Source organism: Enterobacter cloacae complex sp. ESBL7 (genome assembly GCF_041679625.1).
Lineage (GTDB): Bacteria > Pseudomonadota > Gammaproteobacteria > Enterobacterales > Enterobacteriaceae > Enterobacter > Enterobacter asburiae_B.
In genome coordinates this window covers 227034-240520 of the sequence record NZ_JBGORN010000004.1, presented here as the reverse complement: position 1 = coordinate 240520, position 13487 = coordinate 227034, and the positions used below count along the sequence as shown (strand labels likewise).

10 protein-coding genes, 2 tRNA genes and 4 pseudogenes are annotated in these 13487 nt (G+C 46.3%); 7 read left to right on the top strand and 9 right to left on the bottom strand.

The window, feature by feature from the left end:
* Nucleotides 1-212 precede the first annotated feature (212 nt).
* A pseudogene (gene parM / locus ACERY3_RS17200) lies at nt 213-514 on the top strand (plasmid segregation protein ParM domain-containing protein); the annotation flags it as partial.
* Nucleotides 515-564: 50 nt separating this feature from the next.
* Here the strand turns inward: parM and ACERY3_RS17195 are convergent.
* A pseudogene (locus ACERY3_RS17195) lies at nt 565-911 on the bottom strand (transposase); the annotation flags it as partial.
* Nucleotides 912-1033: 122 nt separating this feature from the next.
* Between ACERY3_RS17195 and ACERY3_RS17190 the strand changes: the two are divergent.
* The gene (locus ACERY3_RS17190) at nt 1034-1891 is read left to right on the top strand and encodes a hypothetical protein (protein ID WP_373226142.1); all 858 of its coding nucleotides are present in this window, start codon (nt 1034-1036) and stop codon (nt 1889-1891) included.
* Nucleotides 1892-1918: 27 nt separating this feature from the next.
* On the opposite strand, the pseudogene ACERY3_RS17185 reads toward ACERY3_RS17190, so the two are convergent.
* The 6 genes and pseudogenes from ACERY3_RS17185 to ACERY3_RS17160 form a co-directional block, all read right to left on the bottom strand.
* A pseudogene (locus tag ACERY3_RS17185) lies at nt 1919-2900 on the bottom strand (integrase core domain-containing protein); the annotation flags it as partial.
* 92 nt (nt 2901-2992) lie between these two features.
* Nucleotides 2993-3340: a Dabb family protein gene (locus ACERY3_RS17180; RefSeq protein ID WP_373226140.1), complete on the bottom strand. Its 348-nt coding sequence runs from the start codon at nt 3338-3340 to the stop codon at nt 2993-2995.
* A 30-nt stretch (nt 3341-3370) separates the two neighbouring features.
* Nucleotides 3371-3619, bottom strand: coding sequence for a hypothetical protein (locus ACERY3_RS17175; protein WP_262771693.1), 249 nt, complete (start codon nt 3617-3619; stop codon nt 3371-3373).
* A 518-nt stretch (nt 3620-4137) separates the two neighbouring features.
* Nucleotides 4138-4210, bottom strand: a tRNA-Ile gene (locus ACERY3_RS17170).
* Nucleotides 4211-4666: 456 nt separating this feature from the next.
* Nucleotides 4667-4743: transfer RNA gene (locus tag ACERY3_RS17165), tRNA-Thr, on the bottom strand.
* A gap of 232 nt (nt 4744-4975) precedes the next feature.
* Nucleotides 4976-5298: pseudogene (locus ACERY3_RS17160) on the bottom strand (antitermination protein); the annotation flags it as partial.
* A 1166-nt stretch (nt 5299-6464) separates the two neighbouring features.
* On the opposite strand from ACERY3_RS17160, the gene ACERY3_RS17155 reads away from it, so the two are divergent.
* The 4 genes from ACERY3_RS17155 to ACERY3_RS17140 all read left to right on the top strand — a co-directional run bounded on the left by ACERY3_RS17155 (nt 6465) and on the right by ACERY3_RS17140 (nt 11207).
* Nucleotides 6465-6962, top strand: a complete 498-nt coding sequence (locus ACERY3_RS17155; protein ID WP_262771694.1) for a spore coat U domain-containing protein — start codon at nt 6465-6467, stop codon at nt 6960-6962.
* A gap of 63 nt (nt 6963-7025) precedes the next feature.
* Complete coding sequence (locus tag ACERY3_RS17150; RefSeq protein ID WP_262771695.1) at nt 7026-7775, top strand: molecular chaperone; 750 nt, start codon at nt 7026-7028, stop codon at nt 7773-7775.
* Nucleotides 7735-10197: a fimbria/pilus outer membrane usher protein gene (locus tag ACERY3_RS17145; RefSeq protein ID WP_373226139.1), complete on the top strand. Its 2463-nt coding sequence runs from the start codon at nt 7735-7737 to the stop codon at nt 10195-10197. Before ACERY3_RS17150 ends, ACERY3_RS17145 begins: the two co-directional genes overlap by 41 nt.
* On the top strand, nt 10188-11207 hold the full coding sequence (locus ACERY3_RS17140; RefSeq protein WP_373226138.1) for a spore coat protein U domain-containing protein: 1020 nt from the start codon (nt 10188-10190) through the stop codon (nt 11205-11207). The genes ACERY3_RS17145 and ACERY3_RS17140 overlap by 10 nt, the downstream gene beginning before the upstream one ends.
* A 505-nt stretch (nt 11208-11712) precedes the next feature.
* Here ACERY3_RS17140 and ACERY3_RS17135 read toward each other — a convergent pair.
* Nucleotides 11713-12081: a hypothetical protein gene (locus ACERY3_RS17135; RefSeq protein ID WP_373226137.1), complete on the bottom strand. Its 369-nt coding sequence runs from the start codon at nt 12079-12081 to the stop codon at nt 11713-11715.
* A gap of 9 nt (nt 12082-12090) precedes the next feature.
* Entirely contained in the window at nt 12091-12324 is a 234-nt protein-coding gene (locus ACERY3_RS17130) for a DUF3761 domain-containing protein (protein WP_373226149.1), read from the bottom strand.
* 363 nt (nt 12325-12687) lie between these two features.
* Between ACERY3_RS17130 and ACERY3_RS17125 the strand changes: the two genes are divergently transcribed.
* On the top strand, nt 12688-13242 hold the full coding sequence (locus ACERY3_RS17125) for a C40 family peptidase (protein ID WP_373226136.1): 555 nt from the start codon (nt 12688-12690) through the stop codon (nt 13240-13242).
* The last annotated feature ends 245 nt before the right edge of the window (nt 13243-13487 follow it).

Genomic DNA, 13487 nt, shown 5'->3' with positions numbered 1-13487 from the left:
GGTTTTAAGGCCTTTAGCCAGTTCAGCCGCAAGGGCTTTGAGTTTCTTTTCGTCCATAATTGCCTGTCTCCGTTGTTGGAGTGAACATATCAAAATCAGGCAATTACACAATTTTAATTACAGGCTCCAAAAATCCCCCAGGCATTGCATTAACAACCGCAACACCGACAGCTATCAGCTCTTCTCTTCTTTTTCTCAAAGTAATCCCGGCAATGACTCATTCGCCACCTTTGATACCCGCAACGGCGCTGAAAATCTCAGTTTCAACTTACATTTCGCCAAACAGTGGTGCATTTATACGTATTTTTATTGATGGAGGATCACCCCATATCAAAATGCTGTGGGAGCAGCACGGCAAAATGCTCACTAACATCAGTCCAAACAGCTTCAAACGAGGCTGGTCAGCCACATTTTGCAACGGTAATCCGTTTAACTTCTCCACCAGCAAAGAAAAATATTCATTCGACCTCATTTCCCAGGTTCGCTCACCGCCAGCAATATCGAATGGCAGTACAGCCTGCTCAATGCAGTTAAGGTCCATCACGCGCTACGGACCTGTGGGCTTACCCGACACATCGTCATCACACCCATACCGACGGAGATCATTGATAAAACGGTGCTTCAGTCGGACTTCCTTGCAATGTGCAGCGCAGCCTTTTTCAGGATATCCCGTTCTTATTCGGCGCGTTTTAGCTGTGCCATAGCTTCTGGGTCTCGCTTTTGGCTTCCAGTAAATCCCGGATAAGCTGTTCGCTGTTGCTGTTATCAGGTTTGATGGCCCACAGCCACTTGTAGAGGCTGTGGGCAGAAACGTCCAGACGGTCAGATACTTAGACAATGCAACAACCGCCTTCCGTTATTTGATGCACCGCTTTTGCCTTAAATTCAGGTGTAAATCGTGGTGGGGTCAGTCCATAAATGATTCTGAGATATCTGTTAAACCTGTGGCGATGCAAAACAAACAGGTATTACATTGACATTTTTCATTTCCAGTTATTACCGTTAAGCCTCTTATAAATAAAGGAGAATCGTTGTGGCAAAAAAAATATTTACGTGGAGTTCATCAGAATCTCAGCTTTATGACAAAAGCTATGGCAGTCAAAAAGTCCAACAGGGGAATTTTGATAAAAATGTTGGTTCGTCATTCGTTATGGATGCAGTAGATTGTGGGCTGATGCTTTATCTTGACAACAACACCGGTGAGATAGTCTGGCCTGTATATACCCCAAGTTACAGAGAGCCTGCGACAATTGAGATAATGAATGGTACCCTTATCGTAACTTCTGGCAGTCAATATATTGGAGTAGATCCTCTTAAGAACGAATACCTGCCAATTTCCCTGGAAATATCCAGAAACGGCAATGTAGAATTTAATTGCAAGGAACAATTCACCCTGGACACTGATGAACTTTCACAATTATATCTACGTGATGATGCCACATTATCTATAAAAGTTGAAGAAGGGTTTGCTGTATTTGGCGGGGGGGAATTAAATGTATTAGATAATAGCGAGTTAAAAATTTATGTACCACATTTTGATTTTAAACATTTCAAAAATGATGCGAGCATTTTTTTTACTGTAGGTTGTGGAAACTCTTCAAAATGTACATCAAGGGTTGTTTTTTCTTCCATTGAAAATAGCAGCGTGTTAGAAACCGAGAACCTCCCCAAAGGCGTGTTTAATTTCACCACATCCGGAGAGAATAATGGCCGATTTATATTTGAAAAAGCATATGGCTTTGCTAAAGCAAACCTCCCAGGCAGGGAATTATTTTCAGTAGACAGGAATGTTATCCCACCAGCAGACTTTGAGTCTTTTTTTAAAGTGGATAACATCAACAAAAACAATGCTAGTGCTGGATTTTCAGTTAGTTACAAAGGGGCATTGTAGGGTTTTAATTTTATATTTTGTATTCAGTCAATAGAGACTATGTAAGTACCCCAGCTTTCGTTCACACTCTTTTGAGGTTTCTGTTTTTTCAGCCATCAGCCGGTATTCCTCCGGTGTCAGGTTATTCAAGGATGCATGGGACGCTGGTTGTTGTATTCATTCAGCCAGCGTTCCGTGATTCCCGTGCTTCATTCAGGGTTCTGAACAGGCGAAAATCCAGTATTTCTGTCCGGTGCGTCCTGTTAAAACGTTCGATAAACGCGTTCTGCGTCGGCTTACCAGGCGTGACAAATTCCAGTATCACACCGTGCTCTTCAGCCCACCGAGCCAGTGTCAGCGGGACCGGTTCCGTGCCGTTCTCCATCCTTCATTTCAGCGGATACCTCTGGTTCGCCACTATCCTGTCCAGCACTCACCGGGATATTGAGATCGATTTCTATTGCGAGGGCTTCGCGGTTAAATTCATCCACCAAATTGAAGGTCCGGAAACGTCTACTATCAACCAGCTTTGGTTAAGTGCCTTAGTCGCCACCAGTGGCACCGGATTACGTAGCGGCAGAGGCTGCTTTCCTTTGCGACGAAAATTCAGTTTCAGCAGGCAGTAAATCCGGTGAAAGCGTTTATCATTCCAGATGTTACCCTGCCTGCGCAGCAACTGGAACAGCTTCTTAAAACAGTATCGCAGATAGCGCACTACCAACTCAGTCTGCAGTTGGATCACCGGTTTATCGAGTCTGGTACCTGCCTGTTAAACGTAGACCGTCCTGCTAAGCGATAATGTCCTTCAGGTCAGGCAGATTCCCATGGCAAATTGGGCCGTCAGATAGTTGACGAGCTCCAGCTTTATAAATGACTTTAAAGCTTTTTTCGATAACGACTTTCAGTGCCTGGCATTCAAGGCTGAGATCAACAATTATCTGTTTTAGCTGCCTGTTTTCATCCCCCAAGTTTTTCACTTCTTGGTATCAGACGCTTCCATACTGCCAAACCTCGCTTGCCAGTTATAATACCTGGTTGCCAGGATACGCAGCCAACATAAAGGCGGTTATTCCTGATTATGGCTGGAGCATATTCGAGGTCAGGGTAACAGAACAGATATTACTAACTGACAGTTGTATCGAATACTGGGGGTGGGCCAGAATGTTCCTGTTCTTTTACCGGGTAATAAAACACGATAATATCGCGCAGAAATGGGCGGAATATTTTCTTTAATTTCTCGTGTTCAGGATGGCGAAGGTAACGGTGTAGTGCCGAGTCATCAAGGAATGTCATCATCACACTGTGAGTATAGCCGGCACTCTTGTTTTCCAGACTATCATTGACACCCCACTCAACACCTAATACACCGTCGACAACCGCAGGTATGCCCAGGAATCCCTCACGTACTCTGTCAAGATTCTCTGACGTAATATCAGAAACAAACGCAATAAATAAAATGTGCCTTATCATTTACTACTCCTGAATTGGTTCCCTGGAAACTTAGTGATGATTTTCCGCTTTCTCAGGATCACCACTATCATTACTTGCTTGCCCGTTAGTGGCTGGTTGAAGGTGTCTGATGAGACGTGTGTGCTGAACACCTTGTCGCGATGATTCTGAGTGCGATGCTCTGGGGCCTACTATCAAGGGCTGGAAACGACCAATTTCAGTTGAGGTAGTTATTGGTGCCGCCGCAACTGAAGCCATAATTAACACTCCTGAAAACAAAATTCCTGCATTAATATGCATTTTCAGTTCCTTTTGATTTGAATGGAGACTGCGGCATGGGGTACCTATCCATGAACTTTTAGTCAGCCACTGTAACTCACGTGCGAAAATATTAACGACCAGACGATGTTTACGATCTACGTATAGCGGTATGCACTGCAACATTAAAGCACACTACCCAACATATCCTCCCTGATGAAACAGGTTATCAATGTGTTTTGCTGCTGGTGCATATTCATTCCCACTCAGTTGGATGCTAGCCCGCTTCTAAGCAAGCTCACGTCAGGTGGAACATACACGGGCGCTCTCCATACGAATGCGCCTTCCGGTCACTCAGGGCAACCCCGTCATCGCAGACCGAAAGGCATAACTGGAGTGGTTTGCGGGACTAGACCCCGCATCATCAGCCTGGAAGGCTGATGTAATCACCATTATACGATGGCCGCATTGGTGCACTGTACTTGCGTCGGCCCAGCGACATCTGTATTCGGAAAGCAACATTCTATCCATCTGAGCTAAAAGCACTATAGGTGGTCTGATGGCCCTTGCTGGACTTGAACCAGCGACCGGGCGATTATGAGTCGCTCGCTCTAACCACTGAGCTAAAGGGCCTTAGATGGCTGTGACGCCAGGTGCTTCCAGGTAAGACTTTGGCCAGCCACCGTGACTGGCGACTTCTTCTTTCCACCCGAGCCTACTGTTTCGCCCCTACGCTAGCGGGATTCATCACAACAAGGAAACGCACTCCAGTTAAGTGCCCTACACACTAACCGACCGCTGAGTGCGCTTCGTTCTTGTAAGAAAATATCAGTGTCCGTACTGAATAATTTCATGCATTTAAAACCATTAATTGTTGTGATGCCGGGTGCCTCCCGGTGAGCCTTTGGTCAGCAGCCCTGACTCGCTAACGGATGTCCCAAACAGAGCAAATAAATAACTCGTTTTTAGCTGATTACGCCCCGCCGCTTAGGGGGATTCACCACAACAGGGAAGCACACTGACAGCACTCCCGCCAGAGTGAGCCACCCGATGCCATCATAGCGAGTGTGCTTTCCTGTTGCTGAATTTTGGTGCCGACTACCGGAAACGAACTGGTGACCTACTGATTTACAAGTCAGTTACTCTACCTACTGAGCTAAGTCGGCGCGGAGGGGATAATGGAAACGGAAAATAAACATGACAACCCCTTGTTAACAATTAGTTACCACATCAATTATTTTTTTCACAATACCCAGAAACGACAAAACCCCGCCAAGGCAGGGTTTCGATGGTTGAAATGCTTCAGATATAACCTCGCATGATTAGAAGCGAAAAGGAAAATTTAATGCAAAGTCAACCTTATCGTGCAAAAAAATGTCGACATTACCTAGAATTATATTAATAACTTGTCGCCTCCTTAAATTCGACCTCCGCTTGTCGGACGCCTATGTGCAACGAGGTCCAGTGAGTCAACCTGCATCTCATAGAATGGTTTCCAGTTACGCGACAATAAAGCAACGCACACATATATTGAAAGCCTGCGCCCCGGGGGCTTTGGTAGCTTTGCGGTCCAACTCTTTACGTTTACAGCCGCACCTGCATCGCGCAAGGATCACTTTCTTACCTTCACTCGCTCCGTAAACTCTTTCCACCACTTCAGCACCGCTGGCATCGAAAACGCCAGGGTGCTTTATTGCATCTTCATACCCGGAGATAAATCCGATAATGGTTTGCTGATTTTGCTTCCATGTAGGCTCTGCTTTCAATAAGTTCTGGTTTTCCATAAAACCCAGTGCGTTTCACTTTGGGATACAATGACAGGCTCCGTTTGTCCACCCCGGTTATACGAATCAGGGTAATCTTCAATGGAGCAGTCTGGTTCTTTTGTCGGTATACTGGACATTTCTCAATATAAATTGAGGCTACATATTGAGCTATTCTTATACATTTAAATTGAATAACCAGCGGTACCCTCTCCAGACTGCAGAAGATTTTGGTGCCGTAAATTTTTTCACTTATCTGACCAAAAAATATATTATCTGACTGCAGACTAGTTTTTTCCCCAGGGGAGATTGCTCCCACTCATTTCCCATAACATTATACCCATACATGCCATGCCAGCCGGAGCTTCAGACTTCCCACTTGACTACTTCACCTACCGTTTTGAGAGTTGACCTGATTGTTTGACACAATCAGGTCAGCACAGCTAGTAGGAATCCACATGGAAGTGGTGCTGTGCTCACATCAAAGGCTGTACTATGTGGTTCGCTTTTTCCGGCCCACACACAACAGATTGAACGATTAGTTAGCTAAAAACGTTCACTACACATACCGGTATGGGTTTTTTATCGAAATATCTTTACGGAAATCCAGAGTGCAACATTGCCAACTCAGATTGACGAGCAGGAATTATACTGCATCTTAATTTTTAACAGCCCCCCACCACGTCAGATAAATGCAGAGGAAAATACCCTTTCGGATTACCTCATCTGTATTATTTATACACCTCAGTGTTATGGCTCAACAAAAATGAAAACATAACAGATATTTCATTAAAGAAAACAGCAACTCATCGATATCTGCGTTTAACTTTTCGCCAGTGAAGTTGCTACTCACGGGGGGCGATTTACGTCTACTTTCTTTCCGGAGCAGTGTGATTATCTCGATTCAGGAATAGTGCAAGGAATTTATTTAAATCCGACCTAAACCTTATAGTAAAAATCAGCCAGAGACGTCATGCCCCCTTACTCCAACCTTCGTGATTTTATTTATTTCGATACCATTGACAATGAAACCTCCCCGTTTGAAGTATCATTTGCATCAGGCATAATTATATTTAGCCAAATTTATGTAATTAGCCTTTTATCATAAAAAACACGGGGGATGTATGAAAGGATTTTTGCGTACTGCAGCATTAAATCTCGTATTATTCGGCGCAACCACTGGTGCGCAAGCAGCCAGTGATCAAACATCATTTGCAGTAAAACTGACAGTTACATCGACCTGCGACATCAACACCGTACCGGCAACAGACATTGAATTTGGTAGCCACAGTTCAACATCAACAAATATAAATAGCACCGGTTCACTGACCGTCAACTGCACAATTGGCACTCCTTACACTATTGCCCTGGATTCCGGTGTTAACAATAACGGCAGTATACGTCGCATGGCTGGACAAGATTCTTTTAACTCAGGCGTTTATGTACCTTATGAATTGTATAAAAACAGCGCCAGAACCGAAGTCTGGAATGATGGATCCGGGACCTATGCTGGTACTGGCACTGGCGCTAACGAGAGTGTCCCTGTATACGCCAGCGTGGCATCAATGAACGTAGCGGCGGGTGATTATCTGGACACAGTGACAGCCTTTATTACCTATTGATATCCCATATGACCATGAAGATTTGTCCATTATCCAGGGCAACCTATTGTGAGGTTTAGCACCATGCGTAATTCATTACACAAATTCTTTGCCGTAAATATTATTCTTATGGGGTTGTCTGGCCACACAGCTCTTGCAGCCTCTCTGCAGGTTTCACCTACAACCGTTAATTTCGACGCCAGCCAAAAAGCGCAGAGCGTCTGGCTTACTAACTCAGGTACAGAAACCATTCGTGGCCAGGTTCGGTTGTATAACTGGCAACAAATAAATGGCCAGGAGAAATTAAGTCAGGCCAGCAGCATGATTGTTACACCAGCAATTGTGAGTGTACAACCAGGTAAGAAACAGTTAATTCGTCTGGTTTTGCCAAAAACACCAGACAAAGAAACGGGCCGGATAGAGCAGGCGTACCGTCTGATGGTAAACGAATTACCGACAACCACTGCGCACGCAAACGGGTTACAGTTTCTGCTGAGCTATTCGGTTCCTGTATTTGTTAATCAAAAAGAGGATACCGCAGCCCAGACCTTACTCAACGGAGTCCACATTTCACTTGCTGCGCAAAACGGTAGTGCAGTGCTGATAGTCGATAATACTCAGACAAAACACATAAAATTAAGTCAGGTTACATTTACCCCAGAAAATGGTAAACCCGTATCAATAACCCCTGGGCTACTTGGATACACCCTGGCAAAACAAAAAATGGAATGGCCGATAAAATTACCGGCGAACCAGATCAAACATGGCGGCATGCTGAATGCCACGGTTAACAATGATGCTAAACCGCAAATGCTGTCTGTTCGCGGCAGTTAATCTCTTGTCGGGCCTGTTTCTGTCTCCAGTTGCCACCGCAAATATCACAACAAAAATCGATAATTCAGTGGCGCAGTTGACAGATACGACACATCAGGAGGACGAGATGCCGGTTTATGTCGATGTCGTGCTGAACCAAATGCCCGTCCGGCAATTGGTTCAGCTTACTGATAAACACGGCATCCTCTATGTGCCCACTGAGCTATTGACGGACCTCGGGATTGTCTTTCCTCACCCCGTTAAAAACGCTATGTCGCTCAACGAACTCGATGCTGAGCATATTCTGGCTCACTACATCCCCGAGAAACTGGAGCTTCAACTGACCGTTCCGGGCTCGCTATTGACCGGGAAAACACAGGTTATTTCGCTACGAGAAAAAGAACAGACAACAATAAGCAATACATCACCTTCCTTGCTTTTCAACTACAGCGCTTATGCTACTAACTTTGAAAGCACTCCTCAGGGTAGCCTCTGGCATGAAATACGCCTTTCGGGTCTGGCCGACAGTAGTCTGAGCAACTCAATGCAAACTCAGTCAGGCCGCGAGGGTAACAGTACGTTGCGACTTGATACCACATGGTCCCAGGACAATCCAGAAAGCATGCTCAGTATTAATCTGGGGGATATCACCACTCAATCACTGGACTGGAGCCGTTCCACTCGGCTCGGCGGCATTCAACTATCACGAGATTTTTCTCTACAGCCATATACCATCACAACACCGATGTCTTCCTTCGTGGGCAGCGCTACCCTACCTTCTCAGGTAGATTTGTATATCGATGGAATCAAGCAGGCAAGCCAGAAGGTTTCACCAGGGCAATTTCAGCTTCAGAATGTGCAGATTGCCAGCGGTGCGTCGCAGGCAACGATGAACATCACGGACATCACCGGGCAAACTCGCTCAGTGTCTCTCAACGTATATGGTGCACCTGAACTCTTACGCAAGGGGCTACTGGACTGGTCATTCGAAGCAGGTGTTGTGCGTGAACGGTGGGGAGAGAGCAGTTTTGTGTATGCCGATGAGCCTATGGTCAGTATGACCACGCGTTATGGTACTTCACAAAACTGGACATTGACGTCTCATACGGAAGGGGATAAAAGTCAGTACACGGCGGGACTTGGCTCAGTATTCCTTTTTCCCTTGAATCTTGGCGTTTTCGACATGGCATGGAGCCGTAGCGGAATATTTTCATCACAAGCCAAAACCGACGTAATATCCCTCAGCAATTACGATGATAAAAACCGTTCTGGCAAAGGTTCTCAGCAACTATTGGGCTATCGCTGGAATAATAAAACCCTGACTATTTCCGCCTCGACTATCCGCAGAAATCAGCAGTATCGCGATATTGCCAGTCGCTATAGCGCAAATCTGATGCCTGAACAGCAACAGCTATTTCTTGGGTTAAGTACCTCTATTGGCCAATTGAGTAGCGGGTTTATTCAGCAAAAGGACCACGATGCTCAGAAATCACAATACATGAGTGTGAACTGGTCAAAGCAGTTCGTTCACTTGGGCTCTTTTTTTATCAGCCTGAATCGTCAGTTAGACAGTGATAAAGGATTCTCCTCCAGTGTTTCCTGGTCGCTGCCACTGGATGATCGGGTTGTGGTGAACAGTAATTACACGCGTTCAAAAGAACATCAAAACATAGCATTTAGTGCGGCTAAAAATGCCACACGCCTTGGAGAACCAGGCTGGCGCATTCAGGGGACAGGAAATCAGTTAAGCCAACACAATTTGCAGGCTGAATGGAGGTACATGAATGCGTACGGGGATTTCGGTATGGGTGCGGGATACTGGCGCAATGAAAAGGACACCACGACAACATCGTACTTTTCCGCCAATGGCGCAGGACTAATGATAGATAATCAGTTCTTCGCCATGCGTTCTACAGCAGACGCCTTCGCTCTTGTTTCCACCAACGGCGTTCCTGATGTACCTGTAAAACTTGAAAACCGGTTGGTGGGTAAAACCAGTCAAAATGGCTACTTCCTGATTAACGATCTGAATGCCTGGCAGCATAACCAGGTCGGCATTGATCCTCTGGCACTCCCGTCAGATGTGTCTATTGGGCAAACGGCTTACGATGTCATACCTCGTCGTGGTAGTGGTAGCATCGTCAGGTTTGACATTAATGCACAGCAATCTCTCCAGCTCGTACTCAAAACAGTGTCAGGAGAAATCGTTCCTGCCGGAAGCCCGGTTTGGACTGCGCCGGTTAGAGAGGAAATGACCATAAAGTTAAGCCAGCAGCCAGAAGTCACTCAGGTTGGTTATGATGGTCTTCTCTATCTTGAAACATCACACCCCGACAGTCGACTCATAGTCGGGCTGGACGGTGAACACTATTGCTACGTCAACATCACGAAAAAAATGGTCAACTATCCTCCTCACCGGACACAAGCAGCCCTATGCTATTAATCTTCTTATCTCATGTTATAAAATCAGGTAATACACTGATTAAAATTATTATTTATATTAGTTTATTAACCATTTCACCTGAGGTTTATGCTAATGCCCAATGCTGGATAAATGGCGCAATGAACATTGACTTCGGCCCAGTAGATACCCGTGCTGATGATTACATTCACAGTAACCTGAACTATACATGCCAGGCACCTTACGATCCAACGGGTGATCTTTACCATGTCAGAGCCTGTGTTTTTGTCCAGCCTGATGAAATGGGCACTTCTGGCCCTCGCTCATTACGACGGTGGGACAATACTATTCTGCAATACAATCTCTATTCTGATGCAGCGAGAATACAGCAAGTAGGGCCGCTCAATAGCGACATGCCGTCGTATAGCTGGTCTATAGATATTTCATCAAATAGCCAGTATTCATCACAGCTCACGCTGTACGGTAAAGTTCCGGGAAGGCAACCAGGACTTAGTTCTGGCACCTACGAAAGTCATTACAATGGTGGCATTGTGCGTTGGCGATGGAGTAAAGGCAACATGCCTACACCGACGGTTGCTGACTGCCAGAGCAACACTGGCGGCATCGGTGGCGGCAGTGTCACTTTTTTTCTTAATGTCACGGCCAATGTACTCGATAGCTGCTTAATTCAATCCGCCTCGGATTTAGACTTTGGCCAGGTTGATAGCCAGAGTGCCCAAAATATTGACCAAAGCGCGACGATCACCTTGAACTGCCCCCAAGGCACAGCATGGTCATTAGCGCTCAACAGTGGCGAAAATCCCACGGGGATACAGAGAAGGATGATAAATAACAAAGGTGAAGTCATCCCTTATTCACTTTTTCGGGATCCAGCTCGTACACTTAGCTGGGAGCCAGGAACACAAGTAAGTGGAACTGGAACAGGGCAAACCCGTCCAGTTAATGTACCAGTGTATGGAAGAGTACCCCAACAGTCCTCATTACCAGCGGGTTCATTCAGAGACAACGTAATCATAATGTTGACATATTGATAATGCAGGTTGTTTAGTTAACTCAAAATCATCACAGAAACAGGCCTGAGTTCGATTTATATTGGAATAATCCGCGGCCCAATTTCGTAATTATTATATTACATAATGACCAGTTGTTTCACTCATTCCACAATCGCCTCAAAATCGCCGCCAGCAATCAGCAAAAAATAGCTATTTTCGACCCACAGCAGGGAAGCGCACTGGGCACACTCCCGCCAGAGTGATATCCGGTGTGTTTTCCGGTTTCTATAATTTTCAATGCCAGAATTGAGTGACTGATGATGAAAACGGGGATAAATACGCATAATCTTTGATTAATAAACAGTAATTATATATAGAAAATCATTAAGTTATCAACGTAAGACCGAGAGCATTACGTTGGCTGCCAGTCGATTCCGGAACACCTCATCTGCCAGTCACACCGACAATATCTGCCAAACGCCTTTGGGACAGAGAGATGATGGCAAACTCTCTGTCCCGGCGCAAAAATAAAGTGGTTCAGCCCTTACTTCATTTGTCCCCGCAGAAATGACCATGCGACATCCAGTAGATTACTGCAACCCTGTTGCTGTGTTCCGACTGATACATGTTGCAATAATGCAGGCAGATGTTCACCTGCCCAGGCAGTGACCTCCTCCGACGAAAGCCCCATACGTTGCGCCAGAGAGGCCAGTTCACCGTCACTGAACAAATGAATGATATGCTCAGGAGTAAAAGTACCAGATACCAGCCCCTTCTCTTCTAACTCCCTGAATCGCACCAGTAACGATGGTAATCCGCCCTCGTCCTGAACCCAGGACAAAAAAGTCATCAGACCTGGATGCTCATTTGAATCAGGCAGTATCCTGCTCACAATGTTATTCAGAATATCCATATTTTACCCTTACTCATTTAGCCACTGCGCCACACCGCCATGTCGTGAACATGCCCCACGGTGTTGACTGCTGTGGCTTAACGAACCGTCCTGGCAGCGAGCGGTTACTCCTGGCTCAGTTGCCGTTTTGGGAACCTCTACTGTTTTGTCCTTTTTCAGAAATTTCCCGCTACTGTCACGGACCGTTTTAACCTGTGGGGCATTAGTATTCTGGGAAGAGGCGTCATCCACCTTGTGCTTCATATGCGAGCGGGAAGTGTCCCCGGGCGCGGACACATCTTGTGTCTGTATATCAGTCGTCGCGGGGACATCTTTCTTCGCAGGAGAGGCTGCCAGCGTTGCCACACTCCAGAGGAGACCGCAGGTTACCAGGATAACAGGAATAGTACGCATGTTCGATATTCTCCGTGTTTAACAGGTTCCACAAAGATGTGAGAACGGGAGACTGACGGACGCAATCATTTTTCGGCAGAACCTCTGTCGACGGTGACCTACAGTCCGTCTGTGTGATGCTATTCCCCCTCCCTCCCCTGCAGAACTGGATACTTTACAACCACAGGCTACCGTGCAGACAATCCTCCAGAACGCACATGAGAGAGAAGCCGCATGTATCGCCACCGTCCGTTCCTTTTTTTACTCCTGCTGGGCTGTCAGACACTGGTTACGGCCGCCCCGATCAGTCACAGCAGACATCACATACCTTCCCACAAAAAAAAACAGCATGGCACAACCGGTGGCTCCGGGCACGTCACGCATCTGTCACCACGAACCCGCGTCATTCACACCCTGTTGGCTCAATTGGGCAAACCTTATCGCTGGGGTGGGGCCTCCCCCGAAACAGGATTCGACTGTAGCGGACTGGTTTACTATGCCTGGCACAAAAACTTCAATATCCGGTTGCCGAGAACGGCAGAAGGAATGTACACCATGCCACGCGCGCGTTCGGTGCAACTTCAGAACCTGGAGCCCGGAGATATGGTCTTTTTTTCCATGGCCGGGGAGCAGGTTGATCACGTTGGTGTATATGTGGGGAATGGACACTTCATTGAGGCACCACATACGGGGCAGGATGTCAAAATTGTCAGCCTCATGAAGGAAAATTACCGCCGTCATTATCAGGGAGCAAGACGCCTGATAACACCAGAGCGGGAAGACAGCTGAATAACACCTGGCCAGCAACAGGCAGCGGCCTGTGTTATCCGTTAGATGTGCGCCTGAGATGACCTGCTTTTCATTTCTTTTGCAACATTTTGCTGCTGCTTTCAGATGCCCGCGTCTTCCCTGTATTCTTTTTCGCTGCCTTCTCTGTCCTGTGAACCTGCGTTTTCTGATTAACATGCACTGAAGTCGGGTGGGCATTAATACTGTGAATAAATGATGAAGGTGGCGGAGCTGGCGGGAGACTG

What these genes read in the sequence shown, in the direction of transcription:
- ACERY3_RS17150 (WP_262771695.1), top strand. Translation starts at nt 7,026, where the DNA reads ATGCGTAATTCATTACACAAATTCTTTGCCGTAAATATTATTCTTATG.
- ACERY3_RS17175 (WP_262771693.1), bottom strand. Translation starts at nt 3,619, where the DNA reads ATGCATATTAATGCAGGAATTTTGTTTTCAGGAGTGTTAATTATGGCT.
- ACERY3_RS17180 (WP_373226140.1), bottom strand. Translation starts at nt 3,340, where the DNA reads ATGATAAGGCACATTTTATTTATTGCGTTTGTTTCTGATATTACGTCA.
- ACERY3_RS17125 (WP_373226136.1), top strand. Translation starts at nt 12,688, where the DNA reads ATGTATCGCCACCGTCCGTTCCTTTTTTTACTCCTGCTGGGCTGTCAG.
- ACERY3_RS17145 (WP_373226139.1), top strand. Translation starts at nt 7,735, where the DNA reads ATGATGCTAAACCGCAAATGCTGTCTGTTCGCGGCAGTTAATCTCTTG.
- ACERY3_RS17135 (WP_373226137.1), bottom strand. Translation starts at nt 12,081, where the DNA reads ATGGATATTCTGAATAACATTGTGAGCAGGATACTGCCTGATTCAAAT.
- ACERY3_RS17140 (WP_373226138.1), top strand. Translation starts at nt 10,188, where the DNA reads ATGCTATTAATCTTCTTATCTCATGTTATAAAATCAGGTAATACACTG.
- ACERY3_RS17155 (WP_262771694.1), top strand. Translation starts at nt 6,465, where the DNA reads ATGAAAGGATTTTTGCGTACTGCAGCATTAAATCTCGTATTATTCGGC.
- ACERY3_RS17130 (WP_373226149.1), bottom strand. Translation starts at nt 12,324, where the DNA reads ATGAAGCACAAGGTGGATGACGCCTCTTCCCAGAATACTAATGCCCCA.